The sequence below is a fragment of the Fodinibius halophilus genome (assembly GCF_011059105.1).
Lineage (GTDB): Bacteria > Bacteroidota > Rhodothermia > Balneolales > Balneolaceae > Fodinibius > Fodinibius halophilus.
Genome location: NZ_JAALLS010000019.1, coordinates 11,887 through 38,203 on the forward strand (window position 1 = coordinate 11,887; position 26,317 = coordinate 38,203).

34 protein-coding genes and 1 tRNA gene are annotated in these 26,317 nt (G+C 41.9%); 28 read left to right on the plus strand and 7 right to left on the minus strand.

Going from position 1 to position 26,317, the window contains the following annotated elements:
• Positions 1-10: 10 nt before the first annotated feature.
• Together G3569_RS13455 and glmS are read right to left on the minus strand one after the other, a co-directional pair.
• The gene (locus G3569_RS13455) at positions 11-583 is read right to left on the minus strand and encodes a helix-turn-helix domain-containing protein (protein WP_165270009.1); all 573 of its coding nucleotides are present in this window, start codon (positions 581-583) and stop codon (positions 11-13) included.
• Positions 584-668: 85 nt separating this feature from the next.
• On the minus strand, positions 669-2,507 hold the full coding sequence (glmS, locus tag G3569_RS13460) for a glutamine--fructose-6-phosphate transaminase (isomerizing) (protein ID WP_165270011.1): 1,839 nt from the start codon (positions 2,505-2,507) through the stop codon (positions 669-671).
• A 136-nt stretch (positions 2,508-2,643) separates the two neighbouring features.
• On the opposite strand from glmS, the gene G3569_RS13465 reads away from it, so the two are divergent.
• Positions 2,644-3,843 (plus strand): putative sugar nucleotidyl transferase, encoded by a 1,200-nt coding sequence (locus tag G3569_RS13465; RefSeq protein WP_165270013.1) that lies wholly within the window; start codon positions 2,644-2,646, stop codon positions 3,841-3,843.
• 1 nt (position 3,844) lies between these two features.
• Here G3569_RS13465 and G3569_RS13470 read toward each other — a convergent pair whose 3' ends face one another.
• The gene (locus tag G3569_RS13470) at positions 3,845-5,320 is read right to left on the minus strand and encodes an SLC13 family permease (protein WP_165270015.1); all 1,476 of its coding nucleotides are present in this window, start codon (positions 5,318-5,320) and stop codon (positions 3,845-3,847) included.
• A 323-nt stretch (positions 5,321-5,643) separates the two neighbouring features.
• On the opposite strand from G3569_RS13470, the gene G3569_RS13475 reads away from it, so the two are divergent.
• The 5 genes from G3569_RS13475 to G3569_RS13495 all read left to right on the plus strand — a co-directional run bounded on the left by G3569_RS13475 (position 5,644) and on the right by G3569_RS13495 (position 8,509).
• Positions 5,644-5,859, plus strand: a complete 216-nt coding sequence (locus G3569_RS13475) for a cold-shock protein (protein ID WP_165270017.1) — start codon at positions 5,644-5,646, stop codon at positions 5,857-5,859.
• A 384-nt stretch (positions 5,860-6,243) separates the two neighbouring features.
• Positions 6,244-6,327 (plus strand) — tRNA-Leu (locus G3569_RS13480).
• A 259-nt stretch (positions 6,328-6,586) separates the two neighbouring features.
• Positions 6,587-7,441 carry an HNH endonuclease gene (locus tag G3569_RS13485; RefSeq protein WP_165270019.1) on the plus strand — a complete coding sequence of 285 codons (855 nt, stop codon included), beginning with the start codon at positions 6,587-6,589 and terminating at the stop codon, positions 7,439-7,441.
• Between the two features lie 382 nt (positions 7,442-7,823).
• Positions 7,824-8,078, plus strand: coding sequence for a type II toxin-antitoxin system Phd/YefM family antitoxin (locus G3569_RS13490; RefSeq protein ID WP_165270021.1), 255 nt, complete (start codon positions 7,824-7,826; stop codon positions 8,076-8,078).
• Positions 8,075-8,509 (plus strand): type II toxin-antitoxin system VapC family toxin, encoded by a 435-nt coding sequence (locus G3569_RS13495; RefSeq protein ID WP_165270023.1) that lies wholly within the window; start codon positions 8,075-8,077, stop codon positions 8,507-8,509. The genes G3569_RS13490 and G3569_RS13495 overlap by 4 nt, the downstream gene beginning before the upstream one ends.
• A gap of 24 nt (positions 8,510-8,533) precedes the next feature.
• Here G3569_RS13495 and G3569_RS18980 read toward each other — a convergent pair whose 3' ends face one another.
• Complete coding sequence (locus G3569_RS18980; RefSeq protein ID WP_165270025.1) at positions 8,534-8,776, minus strand: transposase; 243 nt, start codon at positions 8,774-8,776, stop codon at positions 8,534-8,536.
• Positions 8,777-8,834: 58 nt separating this feature from the next.
• Here G3569_RS18980 and G3569_RS13505 point away from each other — a divergent pair, with 58 nt between their 5' ends.
• The 7 genes from G3569_RS13505 to G3569_RS13535 all read left to right on the plus strand — a co-directional run bounded on the left by G3569_RS13505 (position 8,835) and on the right by G3569_RS13535 (position 12,635).
• Complete coding sequence (locus G3569_RS13505) at positions 8,835-9,152, plus strand: type II toxin-antitoxin system PemK/MazF family toxin (RefSeq protein WP_165270177.1); 318 nt, start codon at positions 8,835-8,837, stop codon at positions 9,150-9,152.
• A 207-nt stretch (positions 9,153-9,359) separates the two neighbouring features.
• On the plus strand, positions 9,360-9,647 hold the full coding sequence (locus tag G3569_RS13510) for a type II toxin-antitoxin system Phd/YefM family antitoxin (protein ID WP_165270027.1): 288 nt from the start codon (positions 9,360-9,362) through the stop codon (positions 9,645-9,647).
• Positions 9,638-9,928, plus strand: a complete 291-nt coding sequence (locus G3569_RS13515; protein ID WP_165270029.1) for a type II toxin-antitoxin system RelE/ParE family toxin — start codon at positions 9,638-9,640, stop codon at positions 9,926-9,928. The genes G3569_RS13510 and G3569_RS13515 overlap by 10 nt, the downstream gene beginning before the upstream one ends.
• Before the next feature lie 179 nt (positions 9,929-10,107).
• Entirely contained in the window at positions 10,108-10,365 is a 258-nt protein-coding gene (locus G3569_RS13520; RefSeq protein ID WP_165270031.1) for a type II toxin-antitoxin system Phd/YefM family antitoxin, read from the plus strand.
• A complete protein-coding gene (locus G3569_RS13525; RefSeq protein WP_165270033.1) occupies positions 10,353-10,655 on the plus strand; it encodes a type II toxin-antitoxin system RelE/ParE family toxin in 303 nt (100 codons plus the stop codon). Before G3569_RS13520 ends, G3569_RS13525 begins: the two co-directional genes overlap by 13 nt.
• A 150-nt stretch (positions 10,656-10,805) precedes the next feature.
• Positions 10,806-11,993 (plus strand): 6-bladed beta-propeller, encoded by a 1,188-nt coding sequence (locus G3569_RS13530; protein ID WP_165270035.1) that lies wholly within the window; start codon positions 10,806-10,808, stop codon positions 11,991-11,993.
• Positions 11,994-12,122: 129 nt separating this feature from the next.
• Positions 12,123-12,635, plus strand: a complete 513-nt coding sequence (locus tag G3569_RS13535; protein WP_165270037.1) for a DUF1801 domain-containing protein — start codon at positions 12,123-12,125, stop codon at positions 12,633-12,635.
• Here G3569_RS13535 and G3569_RS13540 read toward each other — a convergent pair.
• The gene (locus G3569_RS13540) at positions 12,603-12,764 is read right to left on the minus strand and encodes a hypothetical protein (RefSeq protein ID WP_165270039.1); all 162 of its coding nucleotides are present in this window, start codon (positions 12,762-12,764) and stop codon (positions 12,603-12,605) included. The two genes, G3569_RS13535 and G3569_RS13540, sit on opposite strands and share 33 nt — an antisense overlap.
• Before the next feature lie 116 nt (positions 12,765-12,880).
• On the opposite strand from G3569_RS13540, the gene G3569_RS13545 reads away from it, so the two are divergent.
• The 15 genes from G3569_RS13545 (at position 12,881) to G3569_RS13610 (ending at position 24,129) form a co-directional block, all read left to right on the plus strand.
• Positions 12,881-13,453 carry a Crp/Fnr family transcriptional regulator gene (locus G3569_RS13545; protein ID WP_165270041.1) on the plus strand — a complete coding sequence of 191 codons (573 nt, stop codon included), beginning with the start codon at positions 12,881-12,883 and terminating at the stop codon, positions 13,451-13,453.
• A gap of 78 nt (positions 13,454-13,531) precedes the next feature.
• Positions 13,532-14,269, plus strand: coding sequence for an SDR family oxidoreductase (locus tag G3569_RS13550; RefSeq protein ID WP_165270043.1), 738 nt, complete (start codon positions 13,532-13,534; stop codon positions 14,267-14,269).
• 3 nt (positions 14,270-14,272) lie between these two features.
• A complete protein-coding gene (locus G3569_RS13555) occupies positions 14,273-15,430 on the plus strand; it encodes a methyltransferase family protein (protein ID WP_165270045.1) in 1,158 nt (385 codons plus the stop codon).
• Between the two features lie 81 nt (positions 15,431-15,511).
• Complete coding sequence (locus tag G3569_RS13560; protein WP_205720209.1) at positions 15,512-15,790, plus strand: hypothetical protein; 279 nt, start codon at positions 15,512-15,514, stop codon at positions 15,788-15,790.
• 311 nt (positions 15,791-16,101) lie between these two features.
• Positions 16,102-16,506, plus strand: coding sequence for an energy transducer TonB (locus G3569_RS13565; RefSeq protein ID WP_165270049.1), 405 nt, complete (start codon positions 16,102-16,104; stop codon positions 16,504-16,506).
• A gap of 174 nt (positions 16,507-16,680) precedes the next feature.
• A complete protein-coding gene (locus tag G3569_RS13570; protein WP_165270051.1) occupies positions 16,681-17,268 on the plus strand; it encodes a hypothetical protein in 588 nt (195 codons plus the stop codon).
• A gap of 436 nt (positions 17,269-17,704) precedes the next feature.
• The gene (locus G3569_RS13575; RefSeq protein ID WP_165270053.1) at positions 17,705-18,355 is read left to right on the plus strand and encodes a DUF6597 domain-containing transcriptional factor; all 651 of its coding nucleotides are present in this window, start codon (positions 17,705-17,707) and stop codon (positions 18,353-18,355) included.
• 195 nt (positions 18,356-18,550) lie between these two features.
• Entirely contained in the window at positions 18,551-18,940 is a 390-nt protein-coding gene (locus tag G3569_RS13580; RefSeq protein ID WP_165270055.1) for a VOC family protein, read from the plus strand.
• Positions 18,940-19,293 (plus strand): MmcQ/YjbR family DNA-binding protein, encoded by a 354-nt coding sequence (locus G3569_RS13585; RefSeq protein WP_165270079.1) that lies wholly within the window; start codon positions 18,940-18,942, stop codon positions 19,291-19,293. Before G3569_RS13580 ends, G3569_RS13585 begins: the two co-directional genes overlap by 1 nt.
• A 127-nt stretch (positions 19,294-19,420) precedes the next feature.
• On the plus strand, positions 19,421-19,546 hold the full coding sequence (locus tag G3569_RS18825) for a hypothetical protein (RefSeq protein ID WP_276611354.1): 126 nt from the start codon (positions 19,421-19,423) through the stop codon (positions 19,544-19,546).
• A gap of 276 nt (positions 19,547-19,822) precedes the next feature.
• Positions 19,823-20,482, plus strand: a complete 660-nt coding sequence (locus G3569_RS13590; protein WP_165270081.1) for an HAD family hydrolase — start codon at positions 19,823-19,825, stop codon at positions 20,480-20,482.
• A 174-nt stretch (positions 20,483-20,656) separates the two neighbouring features.
• Complete coding sequence (locus G3569_RS13595; protein WP_165270083.1) at positions 20,657-21,259, plus strand: hypothetical protein; 603 nt, start codon at positions 20,657-20,659, stop codon at positions 21,257-21,259.
• A 311-nt stretch (positions 21,260-21,570) separates the two neighbouring features.
• Positions 21,571-23,073, plus strand: a complete 1,503-nt coding sequence (locus G3569_RS13600) for a S41 family peptidase (RefSeq protein WP_165270085.1) — start codon at positions 21,571-21,573, stop codon at positions 23,071-23,073.
• 105 nt (positions 23,074-23,178) lie between these two features.
• Complete coding sequence (locus G3569_RS13605; protein WP_165270087.1) at positions 23,179-23,325, plus strand: hypothetical protein; 147 nt, start codon at positions 23,179-23,181, stop codon at positions 23,323-23,325.
• 135 nt (positions 23,326-23,460) lie between these two features.
• Positions 23,461-24,129: a hypothetical protein gene (locus G3569_RS13610; RefSeq protein WP_165270089.1), complete on the plus strand. Its 669-nt coding sequence runs from the start codon at positions 23,461-23,463 to the stop codon at positions 24,127-24,129.
• A gap of 45 nt (positions 24,130-24,174) precedes the next feature.
• Here G3569_RS13610 and G3569_RS13615 read toward each other — a convergent pair whose 3' ends face one another.
• Positions 24,175-24,498, minus strand: coding sequence for a hypothetical protein (locus G3569_RS13615; protein WP_165270091.1), 324 nt, complete (start codon positions 24,496-24,498; stop codon positions 24,175-24,177).
• Positions 24,499-24,588: 90 nt separating this feature from the next.
• The gene (locus tag G3569_RS13620) at positions 24,589-26,208 is read right to left on the minus strand and encodes a bifunctional aminoglycoside phosphotransferase/ATP-binding protein (protein WP_165270093.1); all 1,620 of its coding nucleotides are present in this window, start codon (positions 26,206-26,208) and stop codon (positions 24,589-24,591) included.
• Positions 26,209-26,317 lie beyond the last annotated feature (109 nt).

Consider the following 26,317-nt stretch of genomic DNA (forward strand, 5'->3'; position numbering starts at 1 on the left):
TTTGGGTGACTTAGCTTACGTCATCGAGTGACCGGCGATCAGCGGTATCAAGGTGGGTACGAAAACTACTTACAGTTTCACCGGTCACATCCTTAAACTGATTCGATAAATACTGCACGCTGCTATAGTTCAATTTCCAGGCGATCTCGCTCAGGGTATATTCCTGATAGCTCAGTAACTCTTTGACCCGTTCAATTTTAAGCTGGATCACGTAGCGTTCAATGGTAATGCCCACGACCTCAGAAAAACGGCTGCTCAAATAGCTGTAATTTCGATGAAGCTTCCTCGACAAATATTTGGATAGTTTAGGAGCATCATCTTGCTGTTCTGTAAGAGCCAGGTAGGTAATTAATTGGGCTTTAACCTCTTCAACGAGTAGATCCTTGGACTCCCGGATCAGCTCAAAACCGCGCTCCTGCAACTCTCGGGCGATCTTTTCTCGCTCTTTGGCGTTAAGCTCCTCGGTGATATCAGCCTTGCCCAGCTCTACCGATTCAATGGTATAGCCCATATCCACGAGCAGATCTTGCACCGATGCGATACAGCGATCGCACACCATATTTTTGATATTTACAGTAGCCATAGGATTATTCAACGAGGAGCTTTACAATTTCGTTTAGCTGCCTTGATCTTTCTCCCCGTTCGAAAGATCCATACACTTTACCGACTTACTCTACCGTCACACTTTTGGCCAGGTTGCGAGGCTGATCCACGTCGCAACCGCGATTCACTGCGATATAGTAAGAAAGCAGCTGCAACGGAATAGATGTTAATAACGGAGACAAGCAATCTTCGGTCTCCGGAATAGAGCAATAGAACTCCGAAAGATCAATAACCTCGCTATTATCTTCACCGGTTATAGAAATAATACGTCCGTCGCGCGCCTTAACCTCTTCGATATTACTGATCATCTTTTCATTGGTATGATCCGTAGCTGCCACTACCACCACCGGCATCATATCATCAATAAGGGCAATCGGCCCATGTTTCATTTCGGCAGCGGGATACCCTTCGGCATGGCTGTAGGAAATCTCTTTCAACTTTAATGCACCTTCGAGGGCCACCGGAAAATTATAGGTTCTGCCCAGGTACAAGAAGTTAGGTGCATAAGTGAATAACCTTGCAATCTCTTTTATAGAATCTTTCTGCTCAAGAATCTTCTCTACTTTATCAGGAATACGATCAAGCTCTTCAATCAGGCGAGCCGCATATTCTGAATCTAGTGTCCCTCTTCGCTGTCCCAGCATAATCGCCATCATCGCCAGCACCGACACCTGGGTGGTAAAAGCCTTGGTAGAAGCAACGCCAATTTCCGGGCCGGCATGGGTATACACTCCTGCATCGGTATCACGGGCAATGGTTGATCCCACCACATTACAAACGCCCAGCGTTAATGCCCCGTGTCGTTTGGCGGTACGTAGAGCTGCCAGGGTATCGGCAGTCTCCCCACTTTGAGAAACAACGAGCATCACATCATCTTCATCGATAAGGGCTTCACGATATCGGAATTCTGACGCATACTCTACCTCCACAGATAACTTTGCTAGATGTTCAAACAAGTATTCGCCAACAAGGCCGGCATGCCAGCTGGTTCCACATGCTGCAATAATTACCCTTTTGGCATTAACAAGCCTGTCAAGCACATCCGCAATACCTCCCAGCTGAACAGAGTGGCTTTCCACATCGAGGCGTCCGCGCAAACAATCGGAAATAGCCCGGGGTTGTTCGAAAATCTCTTTGAGCATAAAGTGCGGATAACCGCCCTTCTCAATCTCTTCTACACTCATGGCCAGTTCATGCACCTTCTTGGTGAGTGACACATCTTCAATGGTCTTCACCTGGTACTCATCTTTAGTTACAATAGCCATCTCACCGTCGTCGAGATATACCACCTTTTTCGTATGCTCTACAATAGGCGAAGCATCCGAAGCAATAAACATCTCGCCATCTCCAACACCCAGCAACAAGGGCGAACCCTTGCGGGCCACGATAATGCGGTCGGGCTTTTCTACATTCATAATTGCCAGCCCGTAGGTTCCAACAACCTGTTTCAGCGCCAGCTGTACTGCTTTTTCAAAATCGATATCCTCCTCACTTTCATAAATCTCTTCAATAAGCTGGGCGATGACTTCCGTGTCGGTATCGGTATAGAAACTGCGACCTTTATTTTTAAGCTCTTTTTTAAGTGAATTATAGTTCTCGATAATACCATTATGGACCAGTGCGATCTTCCCGGATCCACTTACATGGGGATGAGAATTCACATCGTTGGGTGCCCCATGCGTAGCCCAGCGTGTATGGCCTATACCTATACAGGCGTCAGAAGGGTCGGCTTCCAACTTATTTCTCAGGATCTGGACCTTGCCTTTCCCTTTCTTGATATCTAGCTGCCCATTGTATAAAGCGATGCCGGCAGAATCATAACCACGATACTCCAATCGCTCAAGCCCTTTAACAATAACATCACTTGCCTTATTTTCTCCAACATATCCTACAATTCCGCACATATGGTATATCCTATAATTTGCGTAAAGATTTTTGTTATACTGCCTCTCCGAGTCAGTTTTTAACCATGGGTAAAGTTATCATTCTATATTATATTTTAAAACAAACTCCTTATAACTTTTAGTCACTTGCATAAACATGCAATTATGCTTTTTTGAAGATACTATTTCTGAGAACCTCCAACCTCTTACCCTTACACGTCCGGTTGACGATTTACGGATAGGGATACATACGATTTCCAAAAAATGGGCCCTGGCATTAGATGCTGCTGCCCCGGCCCGACTGCTTCGTTCCCATCTGCAAACCGTTTTTTCCAGGGGTACTATCAATGCTTCGGAGCAATGCCTGTGGCTTAACAGCCGTTACCTGCCCAGCAACAGCCTGATTCAAAAAGTTAATGAATTGAGCGTGGGGCAATGCCTGCAACACGGGCAAACTGTAATTGCCGCTTGTGTCGACGGGGCCACATCAGCCGAATGGCACAAAAAAAATACCACTGACTTTAGTAATCTCTTTATTCTGGAGACATCCGACTTCCTTTCTATAAACTATCTTTGGGATTTGTTTCAGCTTAACGGACAACAGATACGCTTCGATACCTCCCTGGTACCATTGGAAGAAGATATTGAAATCACTATCTCTGAAGATGCCGTGCTCCACAACCCTGATAAAATATTTATTGAAGAAGGAGCGACTATAGAACCGGGCTGCATTCTCATTGCCGAAAAAGGTCCCATTTATATTGGCCGGAATGCCACAGTCATGGCCGGATCACATATTCGTGGTCCCGTAGCCATTTGTGAAGAAGCCACTGTTAAAATGGGCAGCCGCATTTATGAAGACACCACCGTTGGTCCCGTCTGCAAGGTGGGGGGCGAGATCAAAAATTCCATTTTCCACTCTTACTCTAATAAAGGCCACGAAGGCTTTATGGGGAATTCGCTGATCGGGCAGTGGTGCAATATCGGGGCCGACACCAATACCTCGAACCTCAAAAACAACTACAGCACCATTCGCATGACCAACTGGAACAGTCGCGAACAGGTTGAGACCGGCCAACAGTTTATTGGTACTATTATGGCCGACCACTGCAAAACAGCTATCAACACCCAGCTCAATACCGGTACCGTTTGCGGGCTAAGCTGCAACATCTTTTCCGCAAATTTCCCGCCCAAACTAATTCCTTCTTTCAGCTGGGTAGGCTCCAATGTGATCCAGACCTATAAACTGGACAAAGCCTTTGAGGCGATGGAAGCAATGATGGTTCGCCGAGACGTTCCGCTGACCGACGAATACCGACAAATGATGACGCATATTTTCGAAAACCGAATCTCCTGAGTTAGCCGGCCCAGGAAGGCAGAACCCCTGTTTCAATTCCAAAAACCCAGGTTATCAGCGAGAAAGCAGCGCCCGTCAACAGTACAATAAAAATCATATTCAACCATAAGCCTGCCCGCGACATTTCGGGAATCGTAATCTTTTTACTGCCATACACAATGGCATTGGGCGGCGTTGCCACCGGCAACATAAAGGCACAGCTTGCTGCCAAGGCGGCCGGTACTGCTAATAATAATGGATTCTCTCCCAATCCTATAGTCACCGAAGCCACAATAGGCAAAAAAGCCGCCGTTGTAGCAGTATTGCTCGTTATCTCCGTCAAAAAGACGATCATCACCACAACCAAGCCGACCAATGCCAAGATCGACCAGCTGCCCAAGCTCCCGACGCCACCTCCTATCCAGTCTGCCAGGCCCGTCTCGCTGATGGCCGAAGCCAGGCTCAATCCCCCGCCGAATAGAATAAGTACACCCCACGGCAACTCTTCAGCATCGGTCCAGGAAAGCAAGAACCGCCCTTCTGCAACGTTCTCCGGAATCATAAAAAGCGTCAAAGCCGCTGCAATGGCGATGCCCGCATCCGACAAACCCGGAAGAACCTCTGCTAATAACGGACGCGTAATCCATAACAGTGCCGTACCTATAAATACTGCGGCTACCTTCTTCTCGGCACTGCTTATGGCCCCCAACTTTGACAGCTGCTCATCAATAAGGGCCTTACCGCCGGGAAGTACGTCGATTTCGATGGGATAGATAACTTTCGTTAACATAAAATAGAGTATGGGAAGCGCCACGACCATTAGCGGAACCCCTACCATCATCCACTGGGCAAAACCGATATCAAGCCCGTAGGTTTCATTCATAAATCCCGCCAGTAAAGCGTTGGGCGGCGTACCGATAATGGTAGCCATCCCACCGATATTACAACCATAGGCGATACTCAGAACCAGCACGATCTCAAAATTCATTTTTCCCGCACCTTCTTTCTGATTCTCAACCAGCTTTAAAATAGAAAGCCCGATAGGCAGCATCATCAGGGCCGTAGCCGTATTACTGACCCACATGCTCAAAAAGGCAGAGGCCAAGATAAATCCCATAATAATAGAAGCAGGACGCGTTCCCACAAACCGAACGATATTCAGCGCAATTCGGCGATGCAGGTCCCAGCGCTCCATGGCCACGGCGATAATGAATCCTCCCAGGAACAAGAAAATTAGCGGATTGGCATAAGGAGAAGTAGCCCCGGAAATAGAGGTAATATTTAGTACCGGAAGCAGCACAATGGGCAGCAGGGCCGTTACGGGGATGGGCAAGGCCTCGGAGAGCCACCATACCCCCATCAACAGAGCCAGTGCCGCTGTGCGCCAGGCCTCAACCGACAGACCTTGCGGAACCGGGAACAATAAAAGGGACACGAATACCACAATACCTGCCATAAAACCGATGCCGTTGCCCCACTGAAATGATTGCCTTGCCATATAAAAAATGCTTGATTAAATATTTTAGTAACCTACTCGCCATACCCCCAACCACCGTTAACACCACGAAGGTACCGCCTGATAAACCGGCAAACCATATATAGGAGTCCCACGAAAAAGGTGCAACCCGCATTGTATTGCGCTTTAAACAACCAGCGAATTAAAAAAGAAAATAACACTAGGTATTGTGCCAGATTAGCCGTATCATGGAGCGTTACATTTAATTACCCACCTACTAGTATATTTTTTGGAACGACGCGTTAATTCAACTCCTTTCATCTGATACCACTCGATAGGTGTACACAAAGACACAGTTATATATTATGGCACAAGGCAAAATAAAATTTTTCGACACTCAGAAAGGATTTGGATTTATTGCACCCGACGACGGTGGTAAAGACGTATTCGTTCACAGAAACAATGTCGAAAATTTAGATTACAACCAAGGACTTGAAGACAACGAAGCTGTTGAGTTCGACGTTGAAGAGACACCTAAAGGATTAAGCGCTGTTAACGTCCGAAGCTTGGACTACAAATAGTTTTTACTATTCTTTTTGATACTAAAAAGCCCGCTTTTTTAAGCGGGCTTTTTTTGTTTGGGGATGTTTGGGGTTTTTCACTTCCATTTCTACCGCTGCCCTAACAGTTTACCCCTTGCCGGGGCCGGTTTCAATGCCCATCCTAAAAAAGTAGATCAAAGGGTTTCAAATTCATTATTAAAAGTCCTATATTTGGAACCGCTCAAAAAGACAATACGATATCTTCTCCAGAAATAACTTGAAGACTTAATATTTGTCCTTTGAACTTTATTATTTACTCAGATGCAAAGCTCAACTATGCTAAAGCTTCGTTGAGCCCAAGTGGCGTCCACCTGCGCAGAAGCTTCGGAGGACGATCTTGAAAAAGTTGACATAGTGATAATTGCCCAAGTGGCGGAATTGGTAGACGCGCATGCTTCAGGTGCATGTGAGCTAACGCTCGTAGGAGTTCGAGTCTCCTCTTGGGCACACCGCTAAAAGCTGTACCCCACCGGGTACGGCTTTTTTATTTTGTGATTATGCTCTCCCCCGCCCTATTTCTTAGACCTACGAGCCGTCATATTATGTCAACATGTTATGCTGCATTCAGTTGAGATAACATGCCCGTATAATATTATTTTTTGGCTTTTAAACAGATTTAGGCACATTATAGCTCTGCATGATAATATTATTATACAAATACCTAGTTGATATAATTATAGGTTAGGTTTAACTAAAACTTCTGCTAATGAAAGATTCTCTCTTTCTAAATGGTGTTTTTAAAAGTGTCCTAGAAGAAATTTTAGAAGCTCAAAAGGATCACCCTGGCAAGACTTTCTACCTTCAGCCTCACTCAAGTCAACGAATTGTAAAGTTAAAAGAGAATCCTCCAACAAAAGATAATCCAACCTCTCTCTACATTTCTACAACAAAAAATTTAGATAAGATTTGTTATTCAGCTGAAATTATTGATTGGGAAAATAAGCAAGAAATCCCTCCTAAACGGCGAGAAGTCTTAAATAATCACATTAGTAAGTACCAACCTAAAGAGGAAGAGATTTATCTCACTGCAAATGGGACAGAATCCGTTAACCTAATATCAATAGTCAATCTTAAAAAACTACCTAACCAATTTTCTGTTAAAAATCTCATCAAAACCAGAAATGGTGAACCAGTTAAGCCTAGAAAACAATCTGGTAATTGGGTATATGTCAAAGAGTTACCAAACTGGTTTGGCTTAGAAGAAACTTCAACAGAAGAAAATCTTGAAGAAGAATTAGAAAAGGGAATTGAAGAATCCTCAAAACTAAGTGATGAGGCTAGACAAGAGAGACTGTCTCAAGCATCGAAAAAACCAGAACAGATCCAGGTTTTATCGAAAGGTTATCGTCGAAATCCAGATGTAATTGTGGAAGTTTTAAAAAGAGCCGATGGTGAATGTGAAAGATGTGAAGACGATGCTCCATTTTTGAGAGCCAGTGATGGGACACCATATTTAGAAATTCATCACAAAAAACCATTAGCAGAAGGTGGAAATGACACAGTAGAAAATGCGATGGCATTGTGCCCAAATTGTCATCGAGAAGTCCATTACGGGCAATAAGTTAAACCTAACCAGCGCATTTATTAGACTACCCTACCGAGTTGAGATGTGCAAAACCATCTCTCATATTTAACAATACCAGCACGGCGGGAGACAGGCTAGCCCGCGCATAAGGCCTCGAGCCTAACGCCCCAGTCAGTCCTCCCGCCGATGGTATTACCAAAACCTAAATAGCATTCCGGCCGGGATTACTCCCAGGCATTTAATAAAGTCAGTTTCCGTAGTACATTTTTAACAAATACAACGCTATTTTGCACGCCCCTTATGCGCCAGGTCGTTAGGTGTTTGTCCAGTCTCCCATCTTTTGGAAAATAATTCCTTCTTATTTTAGTTATTAATATCTATTTTCTAGACAGACTAGACATAAAAACAGGAGGTAACTATGAAGCTTGCAAAGTGGCAACTCCAAGAAGCCAAAAACAAATTCAGTGAAGTCGTCCGAAAAGCCACTGAAGAAGGTCCCCAAACCGTCACCAAGCACGGGAAAGACAGTGTGGTCGTGCTTTCAGTGGAAGACTACCAAAAAATGGAACAGCCCAAGACGAGTCTTGTTGATTTTTTCCAACAATCTCCCCTTGCTTCCGTTGATTTGGACCTTGAACGAGATAAATCCCCTGCCCGAGATATTTCTTTATGAGCTATTTGATTGATACGTGTTGTATTTCTGAACTAGCAAAATCAAATCCTGACGAAAATGTTATCCAGTGGTTTTCCGATCATAATGAGTTTGACCTGTATCTGAGTGTTATTACTTTTGGAGAACTACGAAAAGGAATCGAAAAGCTGCCTTCTTCCAAAAGAAAACGTAGGCTTAATCACTGGATAAACGAAGATTTGTTGCATCGATTTAAAAATCGAGTTTTAGATGTTAGCTTGACCGAAGTAAACCAATGGGGAAAAGTTTTAGCCAAAGCAGAAAAAATGGGAACGGCGATTCCAGCTATCGATGCATTAATTGCAGCAACTGCTTTGGTCCATGACTTTGCTGTCGTAACCGGAAATACAAACGATATGAAAGCTTCAGGGGTAGAATTGATCAATCCCTGGAAATATAATGCAAACACCTAACCGGCGCTTACCCTTAGCTAAGAGTCAAATAAAAGTTTTAAAAAGAAGGCATAAGACGCACCTCGCCCGACCCTGCTCGTTTTGTTTTCTTACTGCCAAATAGCAAACATAGCTGGCTAACTGGCGGGCGCTTGGGAATCGCAGAAACCCATCCGTGATGCATAACAGCAGAATTGCTGTTTCCCGACCAATCCCCAGAATTGTTAGCAACGCAGCCAACCTACGTTTGTAATGTTCCTCAGCCAACTCATCTAATCGCGGCTCCACGCGAGCGATCTGGGCTTGAAGTTTTGCTTGCTGAGTGGAAATGGTAGAAAAATAAAAGATCGGACGATTTGATGTTTACCTTATTTCCTTAAATCCGACCGAAGGCTCTGAAATCAAAAAAACACCTGCTTGCCTGATCATCTCCCCTGATGAAATGAACCGGCATATCCGAACGGTCATTATAGCCCCGATGACCTCAGCTATTAAAAACTATCCAACACGCGTGACCATAACTTTGCAGAAAAAACGCGGACAAATCGTGTTAGATCAAATCCGGACGGTCGACAAAAAACGACTCATCAAAAAGCTGGGAACGATTAGTTCAACAGCACAAGAAAAAACGCTAAGTACTCTTCACGAAATGTTTGCCCCATAGCCGTGTACACATTACCAGGCGCATCAACCTGACGTGACCTTGCTTTTGGCCCAGCTTGATTGCAGATTTGTAGAAATATTAATTCAATAGCGGATTTGCATCCACGCAGCTTATCCGCCATCCCGCTAGCTAACCTATTCTCTCTTTGTCACCTGTGCTTTCTTTCAGTATATTTATAGTATATAAAAAGACAAAATATATACCATTATGAATTCCATTTCGATATCCAAAGATATAGAACCCCTCTCGGAGTTTCGCAAGAAATCAGCTGATTTTATTAAGCGCCTTAAAAAAGAAAAACAACCCATCATTCTGACACAACACGGTAAAAGTGCGGCAGTATTGATGGATGTGACCGAATACGAGCGCTTTTCCAAGAAGTTGGAATTGCTGGAAGACTTACTCGAAGCCAAACAACAGGTAGAAAAAGGAGAAACCTACACGATGGATGAAGCCAGGAAACGTATTGAAAAGCACCTGTCTAAATGGAAATAATTTTAACAGATCGGTTTCTGGGGCGTATTGAAGAGTTTTCAGATTATATAGCGCTTAATGATATTCCAACGGCTGTAAATTGGGCAAATGAGATCTTTGACCAATGTGAACAACTGCGATCTCATCCGGAAAGTGGGCGTATTGTTCCGGAATTTGGACAACCTGAAATCCGGGAACTGATTCATGGAAATTACCGGTTGATTTACGAAGTCAAGACCAACCAAGTCGATATGCTTACTATTTGGCATACGAGCCAGGAATTACCAGATAAACCCGAATAGGATTCGCTAACAAGCAGATTAACCTGATGTGGTACGGGCTTTTCAACAACCCCTTCCCTTGCAGTTCCCGTATTATCTTCTAAATTCACTTGTAATCACCACGCAGCTTATCCGTCAGGCCGTTAGGCACATTTCCGAAAATTGTTTCCTTTCTAAAAAAGTACTACTTTAGTATCACTATGAAAACAGAACTCGTGACCACATTGAAACGCCAGGCTACCAAGCTTCTTGCCGAACTTCGGGAAGAGAAAGAACCGGTGCTTATTACCGAGCATGGAAAACCATCCGCTTACCTAGTTGATGTTGAGCAATTTGAACAAATCCAGAAAAAACTTAAGCTGCTCGAAGGATTAGCACGTGGTGAAAAAGCTATTTTACAAGATCGTGTTGTCTCACATGAGGAGGCTAAAAAGCGAATGGAACGATGGCTCAAGTAATTTGGACCGAGCCTGCTCTTCAAGATTTGGATCAAATCGCCGATTATATTTCTCTCGATAATCCAGCTGCGGCCAAAAAATTAGTTCATCGTTGTTTTAACCGAGTCGAGAATTTAAATCAACATCCCAAACTGGGAAAAGCTGTTCCTGAGTTGGGAGAGTCAGTTTATCGGCAGTTGGATCTTTCTCCTTGTCGCATTTTCTACCGAATTGACAATGGTACGATTTATATCATCCATGTTATGAGAGCCGAGCAGTTGCTTCATCTTAACATCCTCAAATCACGGTAAAATGTACCTAGCAAGCGCATCAATCGGACGTGGCCTTTCTTTTGGCCCGGTTTGATTGCAGACTTGTACAAATATTAATCTAATACGGTACTTGGTGCCACGCAGGTTATCCGCCATCCCGTTAGCGCTACTTACAAATAAGTTCTTATCATGAATATTTTAAGGAACTTTTTCTCGGAATACTTTTTCTTTTGGACAAACCTATTGCTTAAAAGACCAGAAGCTAAGCTTTTTCTATGTGGATGTCTTTTGTGTTTTGTGCAAAGTTGCAATCATGAAGACTCATCTAATTCTGCGGGAAAAACAGATTTTGTAGAATCAACGGAGCTTAAAAACTACGAAACCCTTGTGGATCTGGAGGAAAATAAGTTAGCAACACCTGTTATAATTAGGCATGGGAGTGATTCTACCTTTTTTGTCTATGATGTCAGGCAACAACAAGTATTGAAAATGGATAAAAAAGGTACAATTATAAATAAAATAGGCAGAACAGGTCGAGGTCCCGGAGAATATTTATTCGTTAATAACATGTTCGTGAGGGAGCAACATCTATATATAATTGATATTGTTCAATTCATGATTCATAAATACGATATGGAGGGTAACTTCGTATCCTCATTTAATTTTGGTGAAATAGCGGGTCAACCAACGATACCGCCACCAGGAATCGGTCTAGTAACGGCAAATGAAATTGATAACCAGCCTTATGTAAACCTGCAGGGAGATATTATATTATCTAATGTGAATGTAGGGGATAAAAGTGAACATATTTTTCAAATAATAGACTGGGAGAAGAAAAAACAGCTTTCAGAGTTGGGTGAAGTTCCCGAGGGAAGCTCCTTTGTACTGGATAATCAAAAATTGAGAAATGAAGCGACCGATGGAAAAGTCCCCTCATTTTATAAACCCAACAGTTTTCCGGTTCAAGATCGTGACAATCCTAATGAATACTTTGTTATCTACAGTTCTCTTTCCCAAATAGCTAAGTATGCTGCAAACGGAGGGAAGCTGTGGGAAAAAAATATAAATACTACAGAAACGAATAGTATTAGAACCCGTTTTTTTGACGCGATGGACCGAATGAGTAATTCTCCTGATATAAGAGATAGAGTTGGTTTAGAATATTATTCTTCAGGATTCAGTAATAATGAAGGCGATCTTTACCTAGTGGTTAATACAAGTCCAGTGATGATTCATCAGTATAATAATGCTGGTAAACTCCTGCATAAATATAAATTTTCTTCCAAAAATATTACTCCTGTTCTTGATATTGATTTTGCCAATAGTCGAATACTTGCTGCATCTGAAAAAGGCGAAATTCGGGCCTATCCTTTTTAGAAGTAGTTTGTCTGAGCTTGCGTTAACCCGCGCTTCAACGGGACGTGCCTCGCTCTCCTACGCTTTAACCCCAAAGCTTCGGTGAGCATGCCCTTACCCCTTTAGTTGGTATACTAATAACAATTCTATATGCCAATTATTCGCAAGGTCGTTAACGTGCTGATAAAACATTTTCATTATGTCTTCAATAAGAGGCCAAGTGAAAAGTTATTAGAATTTATGACTCCCTATCCCAATCATGTGCAAAATAAAGCACTTGGGCTAAGAGCATTGGTACTCAGGCAAGCCCCAAATTCATTCGAGCTGATCTACGATTCATATAATGCACTTTCTACCGCATTCAGCTTTACAAGTGATTTAGGTAATGCATTTTGCCATATCGCGTTATACAGTAAGCACCTAAATTTGGGATTTAACCATGGTACAGCATTGGAAGATCCTGATAATCTTCTAAATGGTTCCGGTAAACGAACTCGGCATTTAAAAATAAAAAAGGACAAGGACTTAGAAACCCCTTATGTTCAAAGTTTTATTGAAAAAGCCATTGCACATATTAATAAAAGGTTTCCTGATGTGGAGCCGTCTTCAGATGCGAAAGTAATTGTAAAATCAGTTTTTGATAATAAAAGAAGACCGTACTAGTAGATTTAGCAGGCTGGCCAGCGCTTCAAACAGACAGGCCCCGCTTCCCTGCACCGAGGGATTCCTTTTAGCAACAGGTATGGCTTCGGTAGCAGACCACTGCCGGTTTCTGCTTTGTTCTCTGTTCATTATTCCTCATTATTTCTTAACATTATGTAATGGGATATATCGCTAGATAGCTGCTATATTCTAGAAACATCAGATTTTAAAAAGCTTATACAAGAGCTTGAAACAATGTAGGCAATATGAATAGTGAAAGTGAATTTATAGAGTTTATCAAAACTATTACGGACTTACCTGCTGAACAGGAAGATAAGTTTCGGGCTCTTATTTCTGTCAAAAATATTAACAAGGGAGAGCACTTTGTTCGGGCGGGAAGGAATTCTAAAACTATTGCCTTTGTAAAAAAGGGGTTATTCCGGTATTACTATACTAGTGAGGATGGAGTAGAGTTCACTAAGGGTTTCTTTGATGTTAATTCGGTGTTAAGTGCCTATGATGCAATTCTTGAAAACAGTCCGGCCCACTACTCCATCGAGGCACTGGAAGACGCTATCATTGAGGCCGTAGATTACTACAAGTTTCGCCAATTATTTTCAGAAGATCCCTGCTGGAATAATTTTTTGGTCGCTCTTCTTCAGAAAGGATATCTGGCCAAGGTACGGCGAGAACGCGAATTTTTATTGATGAATGCCGAACAGCGATATCATTCTTTTTTGGAACGATATCCTGATCTGGAAAAGAGAGTCAAACAGCATATTATTGCCTCCTACATAGGGATCACTCCTGAATCGCTCAGCAGAATCCGAAAAAAATAAGGTCTATTAACATAGATCAATGATCGCCCACCGGTAAGTCCCTAGGTTGTACCATAATCAAAAACTAATACAACAATTATGGTACTTGAAAACAACACCATCCTTATAACCGGGGGTAGTTCTGGCATTGGTTTAGAACTGGCCAAAAGGCTTTTGAAAAGGAACAATAAAGTCCTGATATGCGGCAGAACCCTCGAAAGGCTGCAACGAGCCAAGCAACAATTGCCGGACCTTCATTACCTGCAATGTGACATATCAAATCCGTCGGATTGTGAGCGATTACGCACCTGGGTCCGAGAAGAACATGCTGATTGTAATATCTTGATCAATAATGCTGCCACTGTTCACGTCGAAAATTTTCACCAAGATGATGATATACTTGAGAAGGCAGATACAGAAATACAGACCAACTTGATGGCTCCCATCAGACTATCAAAGCTGTTTGCCCCCATCCTGAGCACCAACGAAAATCCCGCTATTATAAATATCACAACCGGACTCGTATATGTGCCGCGTACGATCTACCCATTTTATAATGCTACCAAGTCGGCATTGCATTCATTTACTCAGGTTCTGAGATCCCAATCAGAACATTTGCCGATTAATATTATTGAAGTCCAATTTCCGGCTGTTGACACCCCTTGGCACAAGGGGACCCCTCCTGATATCGCTATTTCGCCAGAAGAGGCAGTCAAAAAAATGATGACGGGAATTGCTACAGGAGCCGAAGAGGTGAAGGTGGGTAAGGTCAAACTGCTCTACTTTCTCTCCCGCATTGCACCTCAATTTGCCTTTCGCAAACTAAATAGCTTATAACCAATGGAACAAGAAGATAACAACCACCGAACCACCAATGCCACACGCAGTGCTTTTTGGGCCAGCATACTATACTACGGCCTCATAGCCTTCGAATTCTTTTATATGTTCAGTCCCTTTGCTGCTTATATTTATAGTATTTATGGACCTGGACTCCAGGCGCTAAACCTTTCGGAATCGACCAGCTGGCTTATCGGCTTTTTTATGCCGCATATTGCCCGCGAAAGCCAATCACTGTTTATCACCTGGCACGAAGTGATTGGAATGACGCTGTTTTTAGGAGGGCTCACTGCCTTTCTGATAGGTGCAGCACAAATTTATTGGAATAAGTTGACAAAGAGTGGAGCCGTTTTCGGAGGCATCTATCACTATATTCGCCATCCTCAATACCTTGCCCTCATGATTTCCAGCTTTGGGATGGTGCTAGTCTGGCCCCGGTATCTCGTGCTATTTGGATTTGTTACGGTATGTTTTGCGTACTTTTTTCTGGCTAAAATAGAAGAACGTAAGTGCAAGCAAACTTTTGCTGACTATGAGAACTATCGTTCGCAGACCGGCATGTTTCTTCCGCAGGGTATTGAAAAGCTATTTCATTATATACCACGACCTCAAAAAAGGATTGGTAAGATCATTGGGACTGTTGGATTTTATGTACTTATCATACTCTTGGCCTTTACTGCCGCAAGGGGCATTCATGGTTATACCGTAAGTAACCTTTATACCTACACTACAGAACAAGAGGTTTATCTTTCGCTTGGTAAACTTAACCCTGATGAAATAGCCGAAATGGTCACTATCATAAAATCAGATTCGTCAGTTGTAGCATCCTTAAATGAATACGAGGATACAAATCACCGATTTATTAACTATGTGATGCCTGCATCTCTGTTTGTGTCGGAGGTACCAATGGCAATGCCCGAAGGAACAGTACCTACTCATGAATGGCCAAGTGATAAAAACCAAAGCCACTACAAAATTATTTTCTCCCTGGCTCATTTTGGCCCCAATGGTCAAGCAGACGGACAAAAGATATTGCTTCAGGCGATAAACAAGACCTCGGTTTTAGAGGTCTGGATTGACCGAAAATCACAAAGCGTTGAAAAGGTATTTAATCCCCCGGTCGATATGTATTATGAAGGAATGCTTGTTCCAGTTTTTTAGATGAGGCAATTTCAGATAACCGTTTTGTCTTTTATCTTGGTTGGTCTATCTGTCCTCAGTTCTGGTTGTAGGGATAGACATTTGCGCGGTTCAACAAAACCCTCAGAGGATGGAAAAACTTATCTATCTATTGTTGATGATAATGGAGGCAAATGTGGACCTATCTTAGTTGATGGTAAAGTTTGGCAATATGAACTAAATGAAGCTGGGCCGATCTCTCCTGGTACTCATACAATTGAATGTGGAACTAAGATAGAATTTACAATTCCTGATAGTGTTATTTTCCGATTTGATTATTGGGGGCGTAAATATGTTTATCCCCTTCAAAAAGGAAACATCAAGCAAATCCCCATGGACTAGGGCAGCTCTGGCTACCGACATTGGTGATCAGGATGAGTTTTAAGCTACCCCTTCCAGTTTTATTTTTATAGCTTCCAAATATTAAACTGCAATTGCATTCACAAGAATTCGTATGCTGATTAAGTACAGCCGAAATTTCAATCTCTTACGCTACACAGCTTCAGCGCAGGAATGGCTTTGGTGGACAAGCGGCTAGTTTTTGCCCGCTTCGAATCTATTGGTTAACATTTCGTTTGTAAATAACTTCAACATGCTTGTGCCTGTAACTTATATACAAAGTCGTTGAGTACACTTTTAAACGAAAAAATATTATGCGAACACTATTTGCAATAATTGTTGGTTTGTTAATTTCAACACAATCAGCTTTTGCACAAGCAGACTCGCTTGACTGTCAGTCGAAATATCAAGAATGGCAAAAGCTTGAAGAAGAAAGCAATGATTCACTTGTCGATAAGAATCCGGAATTAATTGGAAGCATAGAATCATTGTACAACGAACTTGAATACCCTGAAGGTGATTTTTCCGGTCGTGTAATTGTGAAATTTCTTGTAGATAAACAAGGAATGACAAAATGTTTTGAATCTGTATTAAGGGTCCCGAAGAAGTTTGAAAAAGCTGCTATAGAAGCTATTCGGGAAATGGATTTTAAACCTGCCCAAAAAGACGGACAGCCTGTTATGGTTCCATATGTTATACCTGTGAATTTTAAAAAATAGGAAAAGTACCGTGCACCTATACAGCATATAAACATAATCTTGCCCCAACTACTCTGCCAGCCAACTTTGGTTTTGATACTCTTCTTTCGTTAGTTACCAATTCAACAGCAATACAGAGGCACCTTATGAACCAGATCCTTATACAAAAAGTTAAATGAATTAAGTTTCCATGTCATGTTATTTACTAAGAAACCTTTTTCTAATTTCCCTTGGAAACGTCTCATCATTGAAGGCCTTCTTGTAGTTTTAAGTGTATTATTGGCACTTGCACTAAATAGTTGGCGTGAAGCCCAATCTCATCAGGATTTAGCAGAACGTTCTTTACAAGAAGTCGTTGATGAAGTCCAAGCAAATTGTTCTCGAATTGAAAACGTTCAATCATATCACCAAGCGGTAGTAAAAGGCGAGCAAACTACTAAGGGAATACAAATCGGATTTCTACGCAACGATGCTTGGGATGTTGCTAAAACTACTGGAGCAGCTTCATATATTGAATATGGACTTGCTTCTAAAATTGGCGAAATCAATGCCCATCAAAGTGATCATCGATCCATCGTACAAGCTTATATAGAAGCCCTATTTACAAATGGTCTTCAATTTGAACAAGGGGAAGAAATGCATCAGGAAGGAGAGCGAGGAGTAATTAACGAACTTTTTCGTATTCAAAAAAAGTTACTAACAGAATATCAGAACTTACAGGAATTGGTAAACAACCATTATGATAACACGCTAAAAATAACTGATATTTGTATAGAAGAGTGATTTAAACGATTTGTATTACCAGCGCCTGGCTTTTTAACTTTCTGTTCACTACTTAATAGATTAAGATTCATATGCCCCCACAGCTTATTCCCAAACTGTTGTTAACTGTAAACTGGAATAAAATCATTTTATAATTTATGAAGCCTAATAAACTGATTCTCTGGTTTGTATTATTTACAATTATATTCTTTTTAATTGATTACTACTTAATTGGAAGTGAGAGAAGTTTTCTTCACCAAATTTTTTATTCAGTATTCATTGGAGGTTGTGCCTTGGCAACAAGGTTCGGGTTAGATAAATATTTGAGTGCTAATTCCAAGTAATTATTCTCTCTCCATAATTATTTCATTTCTTATCTCGGCAAATTAACTTTATCCATCTACAAGAGTTTCTTTAAAACAGGATTTATTTACTACACCCAATTATTTACTCTTGCATGAATATCTATCAAGAATTTGAACCGGGAAACGCACTACAAAACATAGTGGACTGCTATTGGGTCTCCGCCCCCACTGACCGACAGGTACAATATATACGACCGGACGGATGCACCGACCTGATATTCAATTTTGGGGATACGGTATCAGCGGATATTCAACAAGCGGGGCTGTCACCCGAGAGTATCTCGGCGGTTGGTATGATGACCGAATGCAAAAAGGTTGAGGTCTCACCTCAAAGCAGGCTTGTGGGCATTCGTTTTAAAACGGGAGCCATAGGTGCCCTCACCACCCTACCCCTTCACAAAATTCAGGATATAAATATTGATGCCGGGGAGCTGTCGCCCACTTTAAATAAGGCTACCTGGGCAAAGATAGCGGATCTTAATTCCCGGCAGCAGTTAGTATCACACTTAGATCAACTGCTTTTAAAAATGAATAACAATTCAGATAACAACATTGATGCTATTGCCGCTGCTGCCGCGGCATGTATCAGAGAGTATGCAGGGAATATCCCTATCAAGGAGTTGGTAAAGAGCTTGAATATCAGTCGTCGGCAGCTTGAACGGCGCTTCCGATCCGGCATTGGGGTCAGCATGAAAAGCTATACCTGTATCGTTCGATATCTGCATACCAAATCTTTAATATGAAAATACCCAAACCAAAGTCTGCTCAATATTGCCCTTGATAACGGTTACTATGATCACGCACACCTTACAAGGGAGTTTAAGAAGATGGCGGGCGTGCCCCCATCGAAAATGCGATAATGTCGTTTTTTTACAAAGCTTCACTGTTTAGGATCGATTAACTTGGCAGCAAATAATCGTAACTAACATATATATGATATGAAATTAAAATCACTTACCCCCAACCTAATGGTTAAGGATGTAAACGAAACAATAGAGTTTTACACCAGTATTCTCAATTTTGAGGTGCTTCAGACGGTCCCTGAAGAAGGAGAGCTAGATTGGGGCTTCGTACGAAAAGATGACGTGCTCATCATGTTCCAAAAGGATAGCTCCATCAAAAGTGAATACCCTGAACTTAAAGCTCAACAGCAAGGCGGAGCACTAACGCTTTATATCAAGACAGAAGATCTTGACCATCTATTTCAAAATATTAAAGATGAGGTTCAAATCGTCAAAGAGATGCACGAGACTTTTTATGGAGCACATGAGTTTGCAATACAGGACCCCAATGGGTTTATTCTCACATTCTCAGATACGTTAACATAATGGATATTATAGAATACCGAACATACTGCCTTTCGTTTCCGGGTGTTACAGAGGGATTTCCCTTTGATGAGCAAACGCTGGTCTTTAAAGTCAAAGGAAAAATGTTTAGCGCAACCGATGTAGATACCTTTGAGTTGGTTAACGTAAAATGTGATCCGGTAAAAGCCATTGATCTCAGGGAGCGATACTCGTTCGTTATTCCCGGCTATCATATGAATAAGAAGCATTGGAACAGCATCAAAATGGATGAAGCTGTTCCGGATCACCTTCTTAAAGAATGGATCTCGGACTCATACCGCCTGGTGGTAGACAAACTGCCAAAGAAAACTCAAAAAGAGTTGCAACAGTTATAAAAATAGTTAGTGTGCTACATCTGTTAAACGCTGTCAGATCCAATGCCTGCTGCAAGAGCCTACAAAACGTTTAAAACCCGTTTTCGTCATCACTTATGAAACTACCTAGTTGCTGGTGCATTCGACCATGGCTAAGGTATCAATCAGCAGTTCTGAAGTATTTAAATACCATACAGGCATTTCCGGGGATGAAGAGATGGCTACCATAACCCAACACCCCCGAAAACAGCGAAGTCAGTTCGATAGTACGTAACCCAACTACCTATTGGGAAGCTGTATATAAGTATAAAGCCCAACAGGGTTTTAAAGGTATTGACAAAAGGGGATCAAGCCCTAACAAAAGCATGAAGTGGATCAACCTAGAAATCACTGTTAACTAAGGAATTGCAAAAAAAGGAATCATCAGTCTGTTGAGCATGGGCTGTTGCTTGCTTCCCTATTTATAGATACTCTTTATTTTTTAAAGTTAATCATCATGCCGGCAATTGTAGACTATGCATAAGTTTTTTGCGGCACCTAAATACATTTTATGTACCTTATTACTTTTGATATAGATGGAACTCTGGTAGATTCACAAGGGTTTGACAGTGATTTATATATCGAGACAATACAAGAGGTGCTAGATATTGAGATCGATGCCAATTGGGGTGAATACAAGCACGTTACGGATAGTGGAATTCTGGATCAAATTATTAAAGAACATAACTTCGAACACCTCGATATTGATATTCACAGGAAAGTCCGTCGATGTTTTGTAAAGAAAACAAAGAACTATATATCAAGGTCTACCGGTTCAGTCACTGAAATCTCAGGTGCAAAAAAACTTATTGATACCCTCAATATGCGAAAAAAGGTAATTCCTGCTATTGCCACCGGTGGATGGAAAGAAACTGCCCGAATGAAACTTCAGGCTATCGGAATCGACCCTGATAATTTCCCCCTCGCAACAGCCTCTGACTCACCCAGTCGCATAGAGATTATGCAAATTGCCGAACAGCGTGCTTTGCAGGGGAGCACCGCCCATAAGAAAACATATTTTGGTGACGGCTCGTGGGATAAGATGGCGAGCAAACAGCTAGGATACCATTTTATTGGAATCGGCAATAGTGTTAAAAGCACATTTAACATACCTAACTTCCGTGACCTTGACGGCATTTTCACTGAATTGGGGTTAAAACCAGTCCACTAGCAAAGATACCCACTTTTATCGACATACCGGTTCAATTTAAAGGGCTCATATTTATGGCTGATGACAGGCGTCTTACTTACAAAACAATCATAATCTAAACACTAAAATGAACTTCACTGGCCTGTAAATTTCATCCCATAATTTTGCTCTTCATTTCTTACGACAAACCCAGTTATGAATACTCTAAAGAGAATCCTCTTCTTCACCTGTTTACTTAGCCTGTTTTTTTCAAAAAAGCAGCTCTATCCTCAACAGGCGCAATTTAACGATAACCATATTTATGTATCCACAGCCTGGCTTACCGGACAAGCCAGTGCAAGTAATAAGTCTGACCACAATTCAATATTTCCAGATTTTATTTCCGTAAACAGTAAGGCGTTGGAACTGGGATATAAAATGGACAGACTTAAAATTGGGCTTGCAGGTGTTTGGGGTTCTGGTGATTCCTCCCAAGCAGTCTATCAAAAAATGCTAACAAATTATTGGAACCTGTCGGTGATACTTGGCCTCAATAGCTATACCGAAATCGGAAAAGTCATATTGGAGGCTGATGCCAAAATTGGCCCCGGAATCCTGCGATACTCAAGGAAAAAAACGAATTCATCAAGTATTGAGACGAATCATTATGCCAGCATATTTCTGGGGCTAACAGGCACTGTTGGTTTTAAAATAAACAACATGGCCATCACCCTAACCCCTGCCGCTGATATGATCTATTGTAAAAATGTTCTGACGTACAGCTATGGTGGAGGCATCGGTTTAAAATTCTACTTATAGTTTGACAAGCTTCTGTATCCGAAATAAAAGTACCGTTGCCAGCATACTAAAATGATGGCTGTCCGGATTTTCCCAAAACCTAAACAAGAGCTTTAACACACCATCCCTTTAAGCGAGCACATCGTTTTCTGAAATATTTCGACACGCAAACTGTTACCATACCAATTCAAAGTTAGCTAAAACCCTCCTCCTATCTCTCTTTATAAACCTGTTCACAAAATTCGCATAAATGCTATTTTCTTCTATATTGAAATCTATTGACACGTCAACTTTTGAGGAGAGCCTATATACATCCACAAAGAGAAAAATTTATGCCTTTTAATAGATCAACTTTTGTCTATTTATTAGTACTTACATCTTTTCTTTGGGGATGTAAAACCACCAACCCCGCTCCAGAAATTGTACCATCCCAAACATTTTCTGCGGATGCCCTGCGACAAGATCTCAATTTTACCTCCCGAACCATACAGGAAGTCCATCCGGCATTTTACAATCAGCCTGAGATTGTCACGTCCTTTCAACAACAAATTGACTCCCTGAAAAACACCATGGACCACCGCCTCAACAGGCAAGAGTTTTTTCTGAAATTAGCCCCCGAGATTACAGCTATCCAAGATGGACATACAACAGTTGGTCTTCCCTGGAAGGAAGTGAATTATTACTTAAAAAATAACGGGCGCATTTTCCCTTTTGATATCATTTTTGGGGAGGATGGGACCTATGTATACCGCAATTATTCAAAAAAGGATCAAATTAAAGCAGGCTTAAAAATACGCTCAATTAATGAAACACCTGTAAAAGAGATCAAAACCAAATTTACGGCTATGTTTGCCGGCAAAAATAAAGCTTGGCGTCTACGGCGTATGGAAAAGCAGAGTGATTTTTTTAAAGCCCTGCTTTGGATCAACTACCAGTGGGTCGATACGTTTGATATCGTTTTCTCTCATGATGGACAATCCTACCAGGAAACAGTAATGGGGATTAGTAGGAGCGCCTTAAGAAGTCAACGCGACTCAACAGCGCATCCCCCATTCAACTTTACACCTGTTGATGAAAAAACCGGGCTGTTAACCATTAATTATTTTGGTGAAGACAAAAAAAAGTATGATCGTTTCCTGACTTCTTCATTTGAACAGATCAATAGATCGGATATTGACAACCTCATTATTGATATCAGAGATAATGCAGGCGGCAATAGCGATCAGGCCGAAGAACTACTCAGCTACCTGGCAGACGCCCCCTTTCTACTTGAAACTAGTGTTGCACCGCGAGCAAGCAGTCAGTTTAAGAAAAAGATGAAGCAACGTATTCCCGGACTCGTACGATGGTTACCTCTCCAATATTTTGATAAAAGAGGACGAACAATATGGCGCGCCGAAGAAGGCTCCCTGGTTGAAGTTGAGGACACGCCTATCCAACCTAAAGCCCCCTCTAAGCGGTTTAAGGGCAAGTTATATGTATTGATTAATGAAGGGACCTTTTCGACAGCTACAACTTTTGCCTCTGCTGTTAAACGCAAAAAACTGGGCACATTAATTGGTCGCGAAACCGGAGGAGAAGGTGGCACTTTCTATGCCCACCCCCTCTCTTTTCAACTGCCCAACACAAAGCTATCTCTACGGGTATCTTCCATGAAGTTTCAGCTGGGCCCCGATTCCGAAGGTGATGAAAGTATTGGGGTTTTACCGGATAGCACCATCCCCCAAAACATTGGTAACGAAATTCGTCAGATCGATACAATCTTGCAAGAATGTAAAATCCATATTAAAAAATTGGCTAGGGTAGTACCAGAGGTTCGCTACCCACATAACTAAAAGCATCCTTTATTTAGACTTGTTTCATATTTTCTTTCCTGCTAGAAATTAGTATCCCCTTTAGATACCTTTATTACATAATCTTAAACAAAAGAAGGAGAGGTTATGTGCAAAAGAGATGAATGTCCGGAATGCGGTGCTACCGCATTAGAAGCTTGTCAACATGAACCTAAAAATGAATGTGCTCGAGAAGTCGTAAAATGCTCGAAATGCGGAGCCACGGCTGCCGAAGCGTGCCGCGATGAAGCATAAATAAAAAAATCAAACGTATTGCAATGGAGTATTCCGAAAGGGATACTCCATTTTTTTATTAAGAAAACTAAACAGATAGTATATTTCTTAAGAAGTTGTTATATAGGTATAAATTCATCACCTAATAAACTACCAATGAGCCAGAAGTATTACTTTCTATTGTTATTCCTCACAATTCCATTTTTTGCTGTAAAGGGGCAGAACAAAACCTATGTTGATCCCGATGGATTGTACTTCCAGCCCATCTATTCCGTTGATGTTTTTTATTCAGGAGACACTTATAACATTGAAGAAGTTGCTCGCTATAGTTATCTGTTTGGGGTTTCTATAAATAATTTCCATACATTTGGTATGGAAATTGGGTACTACCGGGGAGCTCAATCTTATGGCGCCCAAATAAAATATGGCTCTTCAATTAGCAAATGGGGACGGGAAACAAAAGAATTCATAAAAGATAAAAAGTTCTATGACCATTTCTACAATATTAGCTTAGTTGGTAATACCAGAATTCTCGGTACCAAAACAAAAAGCCTCATACAGTTACGGCTTAGCGGAAGAGCCTCTATCGGCTATTACTACTTTAAAGGAGAAAAATATGTTGAAAATGAGGATCACCCCGATGGTGCAATAGTATCTGTACAGGACCACAGTGGGGGCATGGAGTTTGGGCCAAATATAAAATTGGGATTAAGACCCACATCCGGATCAGCAATAATGCTCACAATAGAGCCCCTCAACATCCAGATAAAAACTATTGGCATAGGTCTGGGAATAACTCGCGTAGGTCTTAACGTACAACTCTAAAAAGTTGCGTGTGTATTAATCACCAATTGGCCGAAATATCCTCTTTTAATCTGAGCTCTCTTTTTCCTCAGGCAATACTACCAGCGTGGGACATGTTACCGTACCCTTTATCTTAGCCGTTGAACTTTTAATAAATGCCTGTTTTTTTTGAGAAACAGATTCTACCAGCACCAACAGATCTTTCTCGCCCGCTATCTGGGTAACCACTTTCACTATTTTTGGGATCTCTACCTTTTTAGTGTGAATCTGACGTGTCTTTAAGCCGGCCATCTCAAGCTGTTCTTTGGATAACAGCTGTATGCCCTCCACATCGATATCTTGCTCCTCGGTATCTACAATTAGAATGGTAATGGGTAGGCTGACTGGCATCGGCCCAGCGTCCGCTCTAACTTATCTTTCTGCGGATGATCTTCACTCATAGATCGAAGGTAAGAAGCGAAAAATGGAAATGCACCATCATTAACGGTCGAGCCCATTCTTAATATTAATATCAATAAATGCTTGATAGAGCTGCCGCTTTGTCTGTTCTACCGTACAATCGGTTGATACTTTTACAAGCTTACTCTCTGGAATATCGGTTACTTCTTCAAAGGTATTACTCAGCGTGTCAAAGTCTTCGAGTCGAGCATCTGAAACCACTTCATTTTGACTTTCTCGATCGGCGAGGCGCTCTTTAATGGTAGAATTCGGAGCTTGGGTCTCCACGAAAAGTACCGGAGCATCTACCGTTTCGAGCAACCTATTACGGGCAGGTTTCTCACTGTAAGTGGCATCCAAAATTACGCTCTCTCCATTCTTTATCGCTTGCAAAGCATTATCTGTTAGCTTTTGGTACGTTTGTTCTGACATCTCCCTTGAGTATAACTCATCTCTTTTCGACTCCGGTGACCGTTCACGGAGCGGCAAACCGGCCATCTTCTTTCGAATGCGGTCGCTGGAATAGCGTTTGATATTGAGTTTTTGGGCAAGGTGCCGTGCAATGGTACTTTTGCCCGATCCTACCCTGCCCATTACCACCAGCACCCGGGGATGGGATCCCAACAGTGCATAACGCAATGCCAGATTAAAATAGCGGCGTGCTGTTTGAGCAGCTTCTTTTCGCTCTTCTTGGGGCACCTCTTCTTCACCACTCTGCAGGCTCTTAACCTTGCCCTTTACATAGGCCCGATAACATTTATAGAAATTGATAATCTCAGGCAGGTCGGGATCTTCCAGCTTTTTAGCCATTTGATTAATAAAGTAGCGCTCTTCCTGCCAACGGTTATTGAAGTCCAGATCCATCGCCAAGAATGCCAGATCTACAGCCAAATCACCGTACCGAAACCGCTCGTTGAATTCGATACAGTCATAAATTTGCACCTTATCGGGGGTAATATGGATATGCTCCAGGTGCAGATCTCCGTGCCCGTCGACAATGCGTTTGTCTTCTATCCGCTGCTCAAAAAGGGGCTGCTGACGATCAAAATATTCGTTGGTGAAATACTGTATTGCATCAAAGCTGTTTTGCGCTATGGTATCCCCAATAAAATCTTCGGTCTGCTCAAAATTCTCATCGGTATTGACTTTGATATTTTCTACCTCTCCCCACTGCAAGATCTCTTCATCAGGCTCCTGACTGTTATAAAATTCTGCCAGCTTATCAGCAACCCGTTCCAGCTGATCGTAAGTTAAAGAATCATCTTCCAGGTAGGTATGCAAGAAATATTCTTCCGGCAGCAAATTCATCTTAACGGCATATTCTACTACTTGATTGGGGGTCGGCTCCTCTTCTATAATCTTAAAAGTGCCATCCTGCTCCACCACCGATACCACTCCCAGATAGATATCATCACTCAGCCGCCTATTTAGTGTTATTTCGCGGTGGCAATACTTTTTCCGTTTTTTGAGGGTACTATAATCCAGGAAGCCAAAGTCGACCGGCTTTTTGAACTTATATACATAGGGGGCGGCGATAAATACGTGGGATATATGAGTCTGAATATGCTCTACGTGCTCCGGTTTGTGAGGATAAAAGTCCGGCTTCTCAAGGTAGTCTATAAGCTTATCCAAAAGACTTGATTCCAGCGCTTGTTCACTCATAATATCAAGGGTATAGCTTTTGGCAGTTATTCTGTTAGGGGGCTTTACAAAACTAGTCACATCTTGTCATGCTGAACTTGTTTCAGCATCTCATATACAGTTATTAACC